This is a genomic window from Rhodococcus maanshanensis NBRC 100610 (assembly GCF_001894865.1).
GTDB classification, from domain to species: domain Bacteria; phylum Actinomycetota; class Actinomycetes; order Mycobacteriales; family Mycobacteriaceae; genus Rhodococcus_G; species Rhodococcus_G maanshanensis.
On record NZ_BCXA01000022.1, the window covers coordinates 1 to 14,405 of the forward strand.

The following is a 14,405-nucleotide window of genomic DNA, read 5'->3' on the forward strand; positions in this document are numbered from 1 at the left end:
GGAGACCCTGCGGTCGCTGACCGCAGGCGGTGCGGATCCGTCGGTGACACTGTCCGCGCGCGAGTTCGACGTGCTCTCGTATGTCGCGCTCGGCTGCCGCAACGCGGAGATCGCCGATCGCCTCTCTTCATATCGTCCTTCTCATCATTGGGGCGAAAAACAGGCAGAGACGCGCAGAAATCAGCCCGCCCGGGACCGCAGCCCGGAGGATCCTGCGGGAACGCTCCGTCCGCGCGGGCTCTGTGAGCACCACGCTGCCGGCGGAACGGTGAAGTGCGCGCGCGAACATCACCCCAGCTCGGACTGGCGCCCTGGCCGGGATGTCTGTTGGCGTCGACTAGGCGGACTGCGGCGGGCCGCGGGTGCCGGTGCCCGAGCCGACCAGCAGCCAGCGGGCAGGCATCGGCCCGTCCGACGGGACACAGACAGCGACAGGAGCCGGAACCGGCACCTCGACGAACGATGCCGGGATCCTCCGCGTCAGCGCCGAAAGCGCTGCGACACATCCGCGTTCACCGGCCCGGATCAGCAGTGCCGAAACCGCGACGGCGAGGGCGTGCGCGGCGACCATCGCGGGACCGAGCTGCTGCCCGTGCGGATGCACGGCGCCCATCGCGAGCGCGACGTGCCCGATCGCCTGGCCAAGGGTCAACGCGGCCGCCACGAACAGCAGCTGATGTCTATCCACCCGCACCGACGCGATAGTTGCACCGACGGCCGCGCACCCCAGCATCAGCAGGACCACCGAACTCTCCGTCGGAGTCGTGCCGCCTCCCAGCGCGTGGGCGGCGACGCTCACCGCTCCGGAGGTCGAGCCAACGAAGGCACCGCGCATGCGCGCGATCGTCGTCTTCGGTGAGCCCACACGCGAAGACTACAAGGCACTACTACAACCGTTAGTACCCAGGATCGGTTGCCGGCTAAGGGATCTACCGGGGCGGCGCGGTCTGGTAGGCGTCCACTGCCCGTTGCAGCCGGTCGAGCGCCTCACGGAGCTCCGCGATGGCCCTGTTCAGTTCGTCTGCCGTCGCCGGATTCGCTGCCGCGGGCGGTGGCGGGCCCACCGGCTCTCCAGCGGGCGGCGGTGCGGGCGGCGGCCCGGCGCCCGATCCCGGCGCCGTGGCCGCGCCGCCGGTACCCGCCCCGAACACCTGGTCCAGCGCCTCGGCCAGGGTGGGCGCGTATCCCACCCGCACCCCGCCCGTGGCCCCCGGCTCCCGGTAGCTGACCAGCAGGCGCGCGAGCTGAGGGAAGGTCGACGTGTTCTGCTCCGACGCGATCCGTTCGGTGAACAACGGCTCCACGTAGAGCACCCCGCCGTCGGCGATCGGCAGTGTCAGCAGGTTGCCGTACTGGATCCGGTTCGACCGCTCCAGCAGGGTCCGCTCCGACGCCACCCGGGTATCCGAGATCATCGAGTTCTGGATCTGCTGTGGGCCCTGCGTCAGCGTGTCGGTCGGCAGTTCGAGCACGGTCAGCTTGCCGTAGTCCTGGGGATCGGAGTGCGCCGAGATGTAGGCGGAGAGGAACTCGCGCCGGAAGCCGACCATCGTACTGGCCAGCCGGAAGGACGGCTCCGCCGTCGCCTGGTCCCCCACCAGCACGTAGAACGGCATCTGGTAGGGGTTGGACTCGACCGTGGGGTCGCTCGGGACCGACCAGAATGCGTTGGTGGTGAAGAACTCTCGCGGATCGTCGACGTGATACTTCGCCAGCATCTCGCGCTGGATCTTGAACAGGTCCTGCGGGTAGCGGAAGTGGGCCCGCAGCTCGGGGGGCACGGAACTCTCGGGTTGCACCGTGCCGGGGAAGACGCTCATCCACGCCTGCAACACCGGGTCCTGACGGTCGACCTGGTACAGGGTCACCGTGCCGTCATAGGCGTCAACGGTGGCCTTCACCGAGTTGCGAATGTACGAGACCTCCCCGCCCCTCCGCGTTGGCGCGGGCTCGCCGACCACCAGGTCCTCGAGCGAGCTGCGCTGGGCGTAGGGGTAGTTGTTCACCGCGGTGTACGCGTCGACGATCCACACGATCCGACCGCCCACCACGGCGGGATAGGGGTCGTGGTCGGTGGTCAGCCAGGGGGCCACCAGATGCACGCGCTCGGTCGGGGACCGATTGAAGATGATCCTCGACCCGGATCCGATCGCCTTGGAGAAGATGATGTTGCGCTCGGAGTACTTGACGGCGAACGCCATCCTGTTGAACCAGTTCCCGATGGAGACGCCACCGGTCCCCGCGTAGGTGTAGGTGGAGGTGTCGGTGTCGTACTCGCGCGGCGCGGATCCCTCCGGGCCACCGACGATCGCATAGTCGGGATCGGTCCTCGCGATCAGTTCGCCGAAGTAGATGCGCGGCTGGTCCACTCGGATGATCTGGTGGCCGGAGCCCTGGGTGGCGATGTCACTGACCGTGTACACGGGATAGCCGCTGTTGCTGCTCGAGGTGTCCCCCACCGCCTCCCGCACCGCGGCGTTCACCCGGTTCGCCGGTGCCGCGACGAATCCGTCGCCGTGGGTGTACACCGTGTGCTGGTTGACCCACTGGGTCTGATTGCCGCTCAGGCTGCTCGGGGTCAGCTCTCGGGCCCCGACGACGTAGTCGCGCAGCTTGCCGTCGATCACGTACCGGTCGAGGTCGAGCGTCGCGGGGAAGGCGTAGAAGTTCTTGAGCTGCTGCTGCTGGATGAAGGTGTGCGAGAGCAGGTTCGGATCGAGCAGCCGGGCGTTCGCGATCGTCGTCACGTCCGCGGGCACGTCCCGGGGAGATCGGGTGCCGATGCCCGGATACGGCTGGAACTCGACCTTGTCCGCGCCGATCCCGTAGGCCTGGCGGGTGGCCTCGATGTTGCGTTCGATGTACGGACTCTCCCGGTCGGCGGCATTGGGGCGGACCGAGAACTGCTCAACGGCCAGCGGCCAGACCGCGCCGACCAGGATCGAGGACAGCAGCAGGAGGATCGCGGCCAACGCGGGCACCCGGACGTCGCGCAGCACGATCGCGGCGAAGAAGGCGGCGGCGCAGATGAGGGCGATCGCGAGCAGGATCAGTCGCGCCGGGAGCACCGCGTTGATATCGGTGAAGCCGCCGCCGGTGAACGTGGGCTCCTTGCGGCTGCTCGAGAGCAGCGCGTACCGGTCGAACCAGTACGCGACGGCCTTGAGCAGGATGAACGTGCCCGCGAGCACCGCGAGATGGACACGGGCGGCCCTGCTCAGCGCGCCCTCGCTCCAGGAGATGCGCACCCCGCCGAACAGGTAATGCGTCGCCAGGCTCGCCAGGAAGGCGAACACGGTGGCCACGAACAGCCAGTTCAGGACCGACCGATAGAAGGGCAGGTCGAAGACGTAGAAGCCGACGTCGAGGCCGAACTGCGGATCCGTGACCCCGAACGCGCCGCCGTGCAGGAACAGCTGAACCGTCTCCCAGTTCGACTGCGCGATCAGACCACACAGCAGGCCGAGGACGACGGGGATGCCCAGTCCGAACAGGCGCGGCCTGCGCCGCACGAAGTCCCGATAGATCCGGACCGGGTCGTCCTCGGCCAGCCCGGGCAGGAACACCGGTCGGGCCCGAAACGCCAGCAGCATCGCGAGGAACACGGCGCCGCCGACGAGCACTGCCACCGCGACGAACAGCAGCAGCCGGGTCACCAGCATCGTCACCCAGACGGTCCGGAATCCGACCTCACCGAACCAGAGCCAGCTCGTGTACATGCCCACGAGCACGGGGAGCACGATAAGGGCCGCCAGCAGGCCCACCGCGCACATAAGCAGGACCCGCGCGCGCTTGGACAGCTGCGGTAGACCTTCGACGGGCCGATTACCCACTTCCCACGCTCCAGGTCCGAGCGCGTCGCGGCCTACCGGCCTGTTCTCACCAGCGTCACCGCCGACGTGTGTCCGTTTCGCCCCATTCTACGGGCGCAGACCCGGACGGCGCGGGTGTCGCCGCCACCGCCGCCGAGCGTGCACCTGCCGGCGCAAACCCCCAGGACAGGCAACGGGAGGTGCACACTCGGCGGAGTCAGGAGTCGGCGAGCAGCAGGTCCGCGTCGAAGCAGGTGTGTGTGCCGGTGTGGCACGCCGCGCCCTCCTGGTCGACTATCAGCAGCACGCTGTCGCCGTCGCAATCGAGCCGCACCTCGTGCACGTACTGGGTGTGCCCGGACGTCTCGCCCTTGACCCAGTACTGCTGGCGGGACCGCGAGTAGTAGGTCCCCTTGCGGGTTTCCAGGGTGCGCGCGAGCGCCTCGTCGTCCATCCAGGCGACCATCAGCACCGCACCGGTGGCCCGCTCCTGGGCGACCGCACTGAACAGTCCGGCATCGTTGCGCTTCAGCCGCGCGGCAATCGCGGGATCGAGACTCATCGGACCACGATACCTTCGGCGCGCATGGCGTCCTTGACCTGAGGGATCTCCAGCTCGCCGAAGTGGAAGACGCTCGCCGCCAGCACCGCGTCCGCCCCCGCTTGCACGGCGGGCGCGAAATGGTCCACCGCGCCCGCGCCGCCGCTGGCGATCACCGGCACGTGCACCGCGGCCCGTGCGGCCCGGATCATCGGTAGGTCGAACCCGGCCTTGGTGCCGTCCGCGTCCATCGAGTTCAGCAGGATCTCCCCAACCCCGAGCTCGGCGCCGCGCAGGGCCCACTCGATCGCGTCGATCCCGGTGCCGCGCCTGCCGCCGTGCGTGGTGACCTCCCAGCCGGACGGCGTAGGCGCCTGGCCCTCGGGCACGGTGCGCGCGTCAACCGACAGCACGATGCACTGCGACCCGAAACGCTCGCTGAGCTCGCGCAGCAGCTCCGGGCGCGCGATCGCGGCGGTGTTGACGCTGACCTTGTCCGCGCCCGCCCTCAGCAGGCGGTCCACGTCCTGCTCGGTGCGCACCCCGCCGCCGACCGTGAGCGGGATGAAGACCTGCTCGGCCGTGCGGGTCACGACGTCGATCATCGTGCCGCGGTCCGAGGTGGACGCGGTGACGTCGAGGAAGGTCAGCTCGTCCGCGCCCTGCGCGTCGTACAGCGCCGCCAACTCCACGGGATCACCGGCGTCGCGCAGGTTCTCGAAGTTCACGCCCTTCACGACGCGGCCCGCGTCCACGTCCAGACACGGGATGACCCGAACCGCCACCGTCATTGCGTCAGCCTTCCTGCCGGTAGCCCCGGGTCCCGGTCCAGGTAGTCACCCGGATCGCCCAGAGCCACAAGAATATTCAACACCTCTTCGTGCACCCCCGGCGCCGCGGCGAGCACCGAGGTCGACCCGATGTGCCATGGCGCGCCCGCCAGGTCGGTGACCACACCGCCCGCCGCGCGCACCAGGGCGACGCCGGGCGCGTTGTCCCAGGGGTTGTGGCCGAACACCACCGACGCGCCGAGCGCGCCACCGGCGGTGAAGGCCAGGTCGGCTCCGGTACTGCCGTGCATCCGCAGCCGCCTGCTCACCCGGCTCAGTTCGCCGAGCGCCCGCACCCGGTATGCCCCGGGGATCGGTCCCCTGCCGTCGACGTTGAACGCGCCGAACCCGACAAGCGAGTCGGACAGCGACGCCTTCGCCAGCGGCGGCAGCGCCTCCCCGTTGCACAGCACCGGGCCGTCCACCACCGCCGCGTAGCGCCGGTCCATCGCGGGCAGCCAGGTCAGTCCGAGCACCGGGACCCCGTCGTCGAGCAGTGCCAGCAACATCCCCGCGGTCGGCAGGCCGGACGAGTAGTTCAGCGTGCCGTCGATCGGGTCCAGCACCCACACCGGCCCCTCGGTCAGGTCCTGGCCGCCGAATTCCTCACCGTGCACACCGATTCCGGTCAGCTCGGTCAGCTCCGCGCTGAGCCGTCGTTCCAGCTCGAGATCGAGTTCGGTGGCGAAGTCGCGGGAGCCCTTGCTCACCGCGCTCGGCGCGCCGACGCCGTCGAGAAAGCGCTCCTGCGCCGCGTCCAGCAGGCCGCTCGCGATGGAGAGCAGCTCGTGCGGGTCGCGGGGCAGGCTCATGTCCGGCGCTATCGCGAGACCGCGGCGATTGCCTCGGGAAGCGTGAACCGCCCGGCGTACAACGCCTTTCCGACGATGGAGCCCTCGACGCCCTGGTCGACCAGTCCGGCGATCGCGACGAGGTCCTCGATGCTGGACACCCCTCCGGAGGCCACGACCGGCGCCTTGGTGGCACCGCAGACCTGGCTGAGCAGCTCCAGGTTGGGGCCGGTGAGGGTGCCGTCCTTGCCGACATCGGTGACGACGTAGCGCGCGCAGCCGTCCCGGTCGAGGCGCTCGAGGGTCTCGAACAGGTCGCCGCCCTCGGTCACCCAGCCGCGCCCACGCAGCTGGTAGCGACCGTCGACGTTGCGGACGTCGAGCCCGACCGCGATCCGGTCGCCGTACTCACCGATGGCGCGGGCACACCACTCGGGGTTCTCGATGGCGGCGGTGCCGAGGTTGACGCGTGCGCAGCCGGTGGCCAGCGCGGCCCGCAGCGACTCGTCGTCGCGGATGCCTCCGGACAGTTCGACCTTCACGTCGAGTTCGCCGACAACCCCGGCGATCATCTCGCGGTTCGAGCCGCGACCGAAGGCGGCGTCGAGGTCGACCAGGTGCACCCAGTCGGCACCGTCGTTCTGCCACGCGAGCGCGGCATCCCGGGGGGATCCGTAGCTCGTCTCGCTGCCGGCCTCTCCCTGAACGAGGCGAACAGCTTCACCGTTGGCAACATCTACAGCAGGCAAAAGGACCAGGCTCACGTGCGCCTACCCTAGTCCGTCACCGCGGCGAGCCGGTTCCCGGGTCGCCGCCCTGCTCGCCCGCGCTGCCTTCGTCGTCCGCGGAGCCGTCGAGCGCACGCCTGGTCATCCGGGTGGAGGCGAGGCCCATCGCGAGGATCGCACCCCCGACCCCGGCGAGGACGATGATCAGTCCGAGGACCGGCCCCGGCTTGAGGATCGCCAGCACGACGGTGGCGAGCGCGAGGACGGCGGCGGCGGAGCCGAGCGAGAACAGGGCGAGGCGCCCCATCGACAGGCCGCGCCGCTGCCCGGTCACAGGCTGCGGACCCAGTTCTCCAGCAGCGCGGCGCCGGCGTCGCCGGACTTCTCCGGGTGGAACTGGGTGGCCGAGAGCGGCCCGTTCTCCACCGCGGCGAGGAACGGGCCGCCGTGGTCGGCCCAGGTCAGCTTCGCGGGCGCGAGCAGGTCGGAGTCGGCGAGCTCCCACTTCTGGACGGCGTAGGAGTGCACGAAGTAGAAGCGGGTGTCGGCATCGATCCCCGCGAACAGCACGCTGTCGGACGGGGCCTGCAGGGTGTTCCAGCCCATGTGCGGGAGCACCTCGGCCTGCAGCATCTCGACGGTGCCCGGCCACTCACCGCAGCCGTCGGCCTCGACGCCGTGCTCGACGCCGCGTTCGAACATGATCTGCATGCCGACGCAGATGCCGAGGACCGGCCTGCCGCCCGCGAGCCTCTGGCCGATGATGCGCTCCCCACGGACCGCGCGCAGGCCCTCCATGCAGGCCGCGAAGGCGCCGACGCCGGGGACCACCAGTCCGTCCGCGGCCAGGGCGACGGCGGGGTCCGAGGTGACCTCGACGTCCGCACCGACGCGGGCGAGGGCTCGTTGGGCCGAGTGCAGGTTGCCGGAGCCGTAGTCGAGGAGCGCGACGGAGGTCATGCGGCAACTCTATCGGCCCGGGCCCACGCCACCGGAATCACCAGCGCGATGGCCGCGGCGGCGATCGCGAACACCCACGTGTACCCGGCGTTCTGGGCGACCACCCCCAGCACGAGCGCACCGATCCCGGTCCCTGCGTCGTAGCTGATGTTCCACGCGGCGCTGGCCGCCCCGAGCTTGGATGGTCCCGCGCCGGTGAACAGCCAGACCAGCGCCTCGTTCTGGCAGGCCCCGAACCCGAGCCCGAACGCCACCGCGCCCGCGATCAGGAATCCGACCTGGCCGTCGCCGATCACCCCGGCCGCGAACAACCCGGCACCGAGCGTCGCGCAGGCCAGCGCGGGCACCATCGAACGGCCGTGCCCGATCCTGTCGGCCAGCGCGCCTGCGCCGTACCGCCCGACCAGGATCGCGCCGCTGACCACCGCGAGCGCAATGCCCGCGGCCGCCGCCCGGTCCTCGACCGCGATCGGGAGCAGGCTGGTGACCCCGCCGTATGCCGAGGCCACCACGACCATCGCCAGGCACGGCACCAGCAGCAGGCCGAACGGCAGGCGTCCGCGCGGGCCGGCCCGCGCCGGCCGTGGGATCGACGGCAGGGCGGCGATCGCGGCGATGGACAGCAAGGGCACCAGCGCCCCGAGCACGAACACCAGTGAGGACTGGCCGCGACCGAACAACGCCAGACCCACCGGCAGGGCGACCATCTGGGCCAGCGAGATGGCGATGCCCTGGGCGCCGGTCGCCCGGCCGAGGATCTCCTTGGGCGCCAACTCCCCGATCAGCGCGCTGCCGGCCACCGTCACCAGCCCGAAGCCGATCCCGCGCACCGCCGAGATGATCAGCGCGGGAACGGCTTCGGTGGAAACGAGGAAGGCGAGCGAGGGTAGACCGAGCAATAGGCAGCCGACGGCTAGCACCCACCGGTACCCCCAACTGCGCAGCAGGGTCGGCGTGCAGAGTTGGGTGGCGACGGTGGTGCCCATGAAGATCGCGGTGCTCGCGCCCGCGAGTGCGTCCGAACCACCCGCCTGCGAGATCGCCAGCGGGACCACGGGCAGCAGCAGCGACCACCCACCGAAGGTGGTCGCGCCCATGAGGAACGCCACCGGCAGCCCGCGGGTACGCCAGAGTCCGCCGGGTGCCGTCGCCCCGGAGACCGCGCCCATCAGATCAGCCGCAGGACCCCGCCCGCGGCCGCGATGATCGCCAGGGCGAGCAGCACACCGGAGGCGAACTTGTTGACGGTCCACATCGAGTACGCGCCACCGAGCGCGAACCCGGCCGCGATGAACAGGACGTAGATCAGCGCGTCACTCATGGTCTACAGCGCACCCTTGGTCGACGGCACCCCGGACACCCGCGGGTCCGGCTCGACGGCCTCGCGCAGCGCGCGGGCGACCGCCTTGAACTCGGCCTCGGTGATGTGGTGCTGGTCGCGGCCGTAGAGCACCCGCACGTGCAGCGCGATCCGCGCGTTGGAGGCGATCGACTCGAACACGTGCCGATTGATCACAGTGGCGTAGGGAACCCCCGGGTAGCCGCCGATGACGGCGTGCAGCATGTGCTCGGGTTCGCCGGTGTGCACGCAGTACGGGCGGCCGGAGACGTCGACGGAGGCATGCGCGAGGGTCTCGTCCATCGGGATGAAAGCGTCGCCGAAGCGGCGGATCCCCCGCTTGTCCCCGAGCGCCTGACCGAGCGCCTGGCCCAGCACGATCGAGGTGTCCTCGACGGTGTGGTGGGCCTCGATCTCGATGTCGCCCTCGGCCTTGACCGTCAGGTCGAAGCTGGCGTGACTACCGAGCGCGGTCAGCATGTGGTCGAAGAACGGCACGCCGGTGGAGATGTCGACGATCCCGGTGCCGTCGAGGTTCAGCTCGACGGCGATGCTCGATTCCTTGGTGGTGCGCTCGACCTTTGCGATCCGCCCGGTCATCGTGTCTCCTCAGTGATCTCCGTTGTGACGAGCTCCGTTGCGTCGAGCTTCTTGCTCACCCGCAACAGCTCGTCGTTCTCCGCGGCCAGGCCAATGGTCGCACGCAGGAAGCCCTCGATCCCCACATCCCGGATCAGCACGCCGTCGTCGAGGTAGCGCCGCCAGGTGGCGGCCGCGTTGGAGAACTGGCCGAACAGCAGGAAATTCGCGTCCGACTCGATCACCAGGAAGCCCATCGCCGAGAGCTCCGCCGACACCCTGTCGCGTTGCGCGGCGAGCTCAGCGACGCTGGCAAGGGTCTCGTCCGCGTGCCGCAGCGCCGCCCTGGCCGCGGCCTGGGTGATCACCGACAGGTGGTACGGAAGGCGCACCAGCAGAAGCGCTTCCACCACGGCGGGTGCGGCGGCGAGGTAACCCAGCCGGCCGCCCGCGAAGGCGAAGGCCTTGCTCATCGTGCGGGTCACGACCAGCTTGGTCGGGAACTCGTCGATCAGCGTGATCGCGCTCGGGCCCGAGGAGAACTCGCCGTACGCCTCGTCCACGATGACGATGCCGGGCGCCGCGGTGAGGATGCGACGCAGGTCGGACAGCGGAACGCTGTGCCCGGTGGGATTGTTCGGGCTCGTGACGAACACGACGTCCGGCTTCTGCTGCGCGACGGCCGCGATCGCCGCGTCCGGGTCGAGCGAGAAGTCCGACCGCCGGAACACCGGCAGCCACCGGGTCTCGGTGCCGTCCGAGATGATCGGGTGCATCGAGTACGACGGCACGAAGCCCATCGCGCTGCGACCCGGCCCGCCGAAGGCCTGCAGCAGCTGCTGCAGGATCTCGTTGGAGCCGTTGGCCGCCCACACGTTGTCGACGGTGACCGCGACGCCGGTCTGCCGGGTGAGGTACGCGGCCAGGTCGGTCCGCAACGCCACCGCGTCGCGGTCCGGGTACCGGTGCAGCTCGGCGGCCGCCGCCCGGACCGACTCCGCGACGTCGTCGATCAGCGCACGGGTCGGCGGGTGCGGGTTCTCGTTGGTGTTCAGCTGCACGGGCACCGTCAACTGCGGTGCGCCGTAAGGAGACTTGCCGCGCAGGTTCTCCCGGATGGGTAGCTCGTCGATGCTCGCCGCCGCGCCGGGTACCGGACCGCCGCTCACCGAAGCGCCTCGAAGCGCAGCCGCACGGCCTCGCCGTGTGCGGGCAGGTCCTCGGCGTTCGCGAGGGCGATCACGTGACCGGAGACGTCCTTGAGCGCGGCCTCCGAGTAGTCGACGACGTGGATGCCGCGCAGGAAGGTCTGCACGCTCAATCCCGAGGAGTGGCGCGCGCAGCCGGCGGTCGGCAGCACGTGGTTCGAGCCCGCGCAGTAGTCACCGAGGCTGACCGGCGACCAGGGGCCGACGAAGATCGCGCCCGCGGAGCGGACCATGGCGGCCACTGCCGAGGCGTCCTCGGTCTGGATCTCGAGGTGCTCGGCCGCGTAGGCGTTGACCACGCGCAGGCCGTCCTCGACGGAGGACACCAGCACCGTCCCGGACTGGCTGCCCGCCAGCGCCGTCGAGACCCGCTCGCTGTGCTTGGTGAGCTCGAGCTGGGCGGTGAGCGCGTCGTCCACCGCGTCCGCGAGCTCAACGCTGGTGGTGACGAGCACGCTGGCGGCCATCACGTCGTGCTCGGCCTGGCTGATGAGATCGGCGGCGACGTGCACCGGGTCGGCGGTGTGGTCGGCGAGGATCGCGATCTCGGTCGGTCCGGCCTCGGCATCGATCCCGACCAGCCCGCGGCACAGCCGCTTCGCCGCGGTGACGTAGATGTTGCCCGGCCCGGTGATCAGGTCGACCGGGGCCAGCTCGGCCCCGTCGGTGTCGGTGCCGCCGTAGGCCAGCAGCGCGACGGCCTGGCCACCGCCGACCGCCCACACCTCGTCGACGCCGAGCAGCTCGGCCGCGGCGAGGATGGTCGGGTGCGGCAAGCCACCGAAGGCGGCCTGCGGCGGCGACGCCACGACGAGCGACTCGACGCCGGCGGCCTGCGCAGGCACGACGTTCATCACGACGGACGACGGGTAGACCGCGTTGCCGCCCGGCACATACAGGCCGACCCGGTCCACCGGCACCCAGCGCTCGGTCACCGTGCCACCGGGCACCACCTGCGTGGTGGTGTCGGTGCGCCGCTGGTCGGCGTGCACGAGCCGGGTCCGCTCGATCGCGACCTCGAGGGCGGCGCGCACCGCCGGATCGAGCTCGGCGAGCGCCTTGGTCAGCTCGGCACGGGGCACCCGCACCTGGTCCGGACGGACCCCGTCGAACTTCTCGCCGAACTCGAGGGCCGCCTCGGCGCCCCGGTCGCGGACCGCCTCGACCATCGGCCGCACCTGATGCAGCACCGCGTCCACATCCACTCCACCTCGGGGCAGCGCGGCCCTGAGTTCGGCCGTGGTGGGTGTTCGACCGCGGAGATCCACGCGGGCGAGCTCGGTGCGGGCAGGCATGAGGGTCCCTTCAGAGGAATGGGTTTGTACTGATTATTCAGGATAGGTCCACGCGATTTTCCGCTGGCCGCCGCGACCGCGGGTTTCGTTCGTCTCCGGCCGTGCGGGAACCCCCCGTGCGCGTACGCTGACAAGGCGGTTCGCCGAGAGGATCGACATGACTCACGACGCGCGATCGATCGCAGAACAGAACACGGCTCTGCCGCCGGATGACGGCCGGGAACGGTTCGCGGGCTACGGGGTGATGGGGGCGCCGTTCGCCAGCGGCCACTGCCTTGCGTTACGACACTTCCCGGCCAGCTCGGTGGGCGCGGGCTACGACTCGGTGTGGCATCGAGACCCCGCGGGCGATTGGACGATCTACAGCAGCGTTTCGCCCGAGGTCAGCTGCGCCCGATACTTCGGCTCCGCGACCGAGGACGCACGGAGCGCAGACATCGCGGTGACGTGGACCGGCCCTGCCGCCTTCACCGTCACGGTGGACGACAAGCTCGTATGGGATCTCGTACTGGGGAAATCGGCGGCGACGGCGGCAATGACGGGCCTCGGTCGGGTCCTGCCCGCGGCCCTGTGGCGAAGCGACGCCGTCCTCTCCCTGATGGGGCGCGTGGCCGGACCCGCACTCGGGGTCGGGCACGTGCGGCTGACCGGCACCGCCTCGAACGGCCAGCGGTTCCGGGCGAACCCCCGGATGCTGTGGACCCTCGACGAGAGCCGGGCGACCATCGACGGGGTCGACCTCGGACCACCTGGGCCGTTGCCCGAGCAGGCGCATCTAGGCGACTTCTGGATCCCGCAGCGGGGGATGTTCGTGGTCGGCGAGGCGTACTTCGAGAGCTAACCCGACGATCTCCGTCGAGCGAGCCCACCGAGTGCCAGCAACGCGACGATCAGCGCACACGATGCGGGCACCCAGTTCCCGAGGCGGTCGAACGCGGTGTCCTCCCCCGCCATCGGCACGTCGACGATCAGCGCGCCGCTCTCGGCGGCCGGCATCCACGCGAGCCGGTTCCCCCGCGCGTCGAAGGCCGCCGAGACGCCGGTGAGCGCGGCCGCGGCCACCGGCCGTCCGGTCTCGGCGGCCCGCAGTGCGCCGAAGCTGGCGAGCTGCGCGGGCGCCCAGCTGCCCTGAAAGGTCGCCGTCGACGACTGGTAGACCAGCAGCGCGGCGCCGTTTCTCGACTGGGCGCGGGCCAGGTCTGGGAAGGTCTGCTCGAACGAGATCAGCGGCCCGATCGCCAGGCCGTCGACGTCCATCACCACCAACTTCTCACCCGCCTGACGGTTCTGTCCCGCCGCGGCGGTGACCCGGCTGAGCCAACCGAGCTGACCGCGGAACGGGACGTACTCGCCGAACGGCACCAGCCGGGTCTTCCGGTACTCGGCCTCGATCCCCTCACCGCTGATCAGGGTCGAGGTCTTCGCGATGGCTCCGCCTGCGACCCGCGCGTCGACGTTCACCAGCAACTCGGCGCCGACGGCACCCGACAGCGCGGTCAGCCGGGCGAGCACGTCGGGCCGGGCGGTGAGGTCCTCGCCGACGCTGCTCTCGCCCCACACGACAAGATGCACCGGGCGGCCGAGTCCGCGGGTCAGCTCCTCCTGGCGGCTCAGCAGGTCGTCGTGCACGATTCCCGGTTGCACGAGCGCCACCGGCACCGTCGGTGAGTCCGGCAGGTCGGATCGGGCCGCGGACCACAGCGGACCGACCACGACCGCCACCAGGGCCGTCGCCGCTCCGACGCATCGAGCCGATGTCGGCGGTGTGGACCAGGCCCAGGTCCGGCCGCCGACGATCAGGATCGCGAACCCGACGTTGGCCGCGACCACGGCGAAACCCACCAGCCAGACCCCGCCGACCGAGGCGAGTGCCAACACGTCGGGTCGGCGCCACTGCGTCGATCCGAACAGCGACCACGGCCCACCGAGCCAGTGCCAGGACCGCACGGTCTCGATCAGCACCCAGCCGGCGGGCACCCCGATCACGGCCGCCACCGCCCGCGCCGGGGTCTCGGCGCCACGCAGCAGTGCCCGCACCAGGATCCCCCACCCGGACCACAGCAGCGCGACAAGACCGATCACGAACGGGAAGAAGTAGACCAGGTTCGGCGCCAGCCAGTACTGCGTCCCGGACAGGAACCCGACACCCGCGAGCCATCCGCGCAGCGCCGCCTCGCGCGGCGTGTCCGCCGCGCGCAGCAGGAGCAGGACCGGCACCAGCGCCACCCAGGCCAGGAGGTCGAGGCCCGGCGCGGGGAAGGCGACCAGCGACAGCGCACCGGCGATCAGGACGGCGCCGCGGGCCGGCCAGCGCGAGCGCAC

The 14,405-nt window shown here is 70.8% G+C and carries 15 protein-coding genes and 1 pseudogene; 2 read left to right on the top strand and 14 right to left on the bottom strand.

Going from position 1 to position 14,405, the window contains the following annotated elements; translation table 11 throughout:
* Positions 1-127: pseudogene (locus tag RM1_RS26805) on the top strand (LuxR C-terminal-related transcriptional regulator); the annotation flags it as partial.
* Positions 128-337: 210 nt separating this feature from the next.
* Here the strand turns inward: RM1_RS26805 and RM1_RS11965 are convergent.
* The 13 genes from RM1_RS11965 to hisD all read right to left on the bottom strand — a co-directional run bounded on the left by RM1_RS11965 (position 338) and on the right by hisD (position 12,083).
* Complete coding sequence (locus tag RM1_RS11965; protein WP_245816256.1) at positions 338-865, bottom strand: hypothetical protein; 528 nt, start codon at positions 863-865, stop codon at positions 338-340.
* Between the two features lie 64 nt (positions 866-929).
* Entirely contained in the window at positions 930-3,833 is a 2,904-nt protein-coding gene (locus RM1_RS11970; RefSeq protein ID WP_072751562.1) for a UPF0182 family protein, read from the bottom strand.
* Between the two features lie 196 nt (positions 3,834-4,029).
* Positions 4,030-4,374: a phosphoribosyl-AMP cyclohydrolase gene (gene hisI / locus RM1_RS11975; protein ID WP_072751563.1), complete on the bottom strand. Its 345-nt coding sequence runs from the start codon at positions 4,372-4,374 to the stop codon at positions 4,030-4,032.
* Entirely contained in the window at positions 4,371-5,144 is a 774-nt protein-coding gene (gene hisF / locus RM1_RS11980; protein WP_027503039.1) for an imidazole glycerol phosphate synthase subunit HisF, read from the bottom strand. Before hisF ends, hisI begins: the two co-directional genes overlap by 4 nt.
* The gene (locus tag RM1_RS11985) at positions 5,141-5,995 is read right to left on the bottom strand and encodes an inositol monophosphatase family protein (protein WP_072751564.1); all 855 of its coding nucleotides are present in this window, start codon (positions 5,993-5,995) and stop codon (positions 5,141-5,143) included. The genes hisF and RM1_RS11985 overlap by 4 nt, the downstream gene beginning before the upstream one ends.
* A gap of 8 nt (positions 5,996-6,003) precedes the next feature.
* Positions 6,004-6,738 (bottom strand): bifunctional 1-(5-phosphoribosyl)-5-((5-phosphoribosylamino)methylideneamino)imidazole-4-carboxamide isomerase/phosphoribosylanthranilate isomerase PriA, encoded by a 735-nt coding sequence (priA, locus tag RM1_RS11990; protein ID WP_072751565.1) that lies wholly within the window; start codon positions 6,736-6,738, stop codon positions 6,004-6,006.
* A gap of 19 nt (positions 6,739-6,757) precedes the next feature.
* Positions 6,758-7,036, bottom strand: a complete 279-nt coding sequence (locus RM1_RS11995) for a hypothetical protein (protein ID WP_092667862.1) — start codon at positions 7,034-7,036, stop codon at positions 6,758-6,760.
* The gene (gene hisH / locus RM1_RS12000; RefSeq protein ID WP_072751566.1) at positions 7,033-7,662 is read right to left on the bottom strand and encodes an imidazole glycerol phosphate synthase subunit HisH; all 630 of its coding nucleotides are present in this window, start codon (positions 7,660-7,662) and stop codon (positions 7,033-7,035) included. Before hisH ends, RM1_RS11995 begins: the two co-directional genes overlap by 4 nt.
* On the bottom strand, positions 7,659-8,831 hold the full coding sequence (locus RM1_RS12005) for an MFS transporter (protein ID WP_072751567.1): 1,173 nt from the start codon (positions 8,829-8,831) through the stop codon (positions 7,659-7,661). The genes hisH and RM1_RS12005 overlap by 4 nt, the downstream gene beginning before the upstream one ends.
* Positions 8,831-8,983 carry a CG2302 family histidine operon protein gene (locus RM1_RS26405; protein ID WP_027503044.1) on the bottom strand — a complete coding sequence of 51 codons (153 nt, stop codon included), beginning with the start codon at positions 8,981-8,983 and terminating at the stop codon, positions 8,831-8,833. Before RM1_RS26405 ends, RM1_RS12005 begins: the two co-directional genes overlap by 1 nt.
* A gap of 3 nt (positions 8,984-8,986) precedes the next feature.
* The gene (gene hisB, locus RM1_RS12010) at positions 8,987-9,601 is read right to left on the bottom strand and encodes an imidazoleglycerol-phosphate dehydratase HisB (protein WP_072751568.1); all 615 of its coding nucleotides are present in this window, start codon (positions 9,599-9,601) and stop codon (positions 8,987-8,989) included.
* Entirely contained in the window at positions 9,598-10,749 is a 1,152-nt protein-coding gene (locus RM1_RS12015) for a histidinol-phosphate transaminase (protein ID WP_072751569.1), read from the bottom strand. Before RM1_RS12015 ends, hisB begins: the two co-directional genes overlap by 4 nt.
* The gene (hisD, locus tag RM1_RS12020; RefSeq protein ID WP_072751570.1) at positions 10,746-12,083 is read right to left on the bottom strand and encodes a histidinol dehydrogenase; all 1,338 of its coding nucleotides are present in this window, start codon (positions 12,081-12,083) and stop codon (positions 10,746-10,748) included. Before hisD ends, RM1_RS12015 begins: the two co-directional genes overlap by 4 nt.
* 157 nt (positions 12,084-12,240) lie before the next feature.
* On the opposite strand from hisD, the gene RM1_RS12025 reads away from it, so the two are divergent.
* Positions 12,241-12,924, top strand: coding sequence for a hypothetical protein (locus tag RM1_RS12025; protein WP_072751571.1), 684 nt, complete (start codon positions 12,241-12,243; stop codon positions 12,922-12,924).
* On the opposite strand, the gene lnt is transcribed toward RM1_RS12025, so the two are convergent.
* Entirely contained in the window at positions 12,921-14,405 is a 1,485-nt protein-coding gene (gene lnt, locus RM1_RS12030; RefSeq protein ID WP_072751572.1) for an apolipoprotein N-acyltransferase, read from the bottom strand. The genes RM1_RS12025 and lnt overlap by 4 nt on opposite strands.

Coding starts and splice junctions, on each gene's coding strand:
- hisI (WP_072751563.1), bottom strand. CDS start 4,374: ATGAGTCTCGATCCCGCGATTGCCGCGCGGCTGAAGCGCAACGATGCC.
- hisF (WP_027503039.1), bottom strand. CDS start 5,144: ATGACGGTGGCGGTTCGGGTCATCCCGTGTCTGGACGTGGACGCGGGC.
- RM1_RS11985 (WP_072751564.1), bottom strand. CDS start 5,995: ATGAGCCTGCCCCGCGACCCGCACGAGCTGCTCTCCATCGCGAGCGGC.
- hisH (WP_072751566.1), bottom strand. CDS start 7,662: ATGACCTCCGTCGCGCTCCTCGACTACGGCTCCGGCAACCTGCACTCG.
- RM1_RS12005 (WP_072751567.1), bottom strand. CDS start 8,831: ATGGGCGCGGTCTCCGGGGCGACGGCACCCGGCGGACTCTGGCGTACC.
- RM1_RS26405 (WP_027503044.1), bottom strand. CDS start 8,983: ATGAGTGACGCGCTGATCTACGTCCTGTTCATCGCGGCCGGGTTCGCG.
- hisB (WP_072751568.1), bottom strand. CDS start 9,601: ATGACCGGGCGGATCGCAAAGGTCGAGCGCACCACCAAGGAATCGAGC.
- hisD (WP_072751570.1), bottom strand. CDS start 12,083: ATGCCTGCCCGCACCGAGCTCGCCCGCGTGGATCTCCGCGGTCGAACA.
- RM1_RS12025 (WP_072751571.1), top strand. CDS start 12,241: ATGACTCACGACGCGCGATCGATCGCAGAACAGAACACGGCTCTGCCG.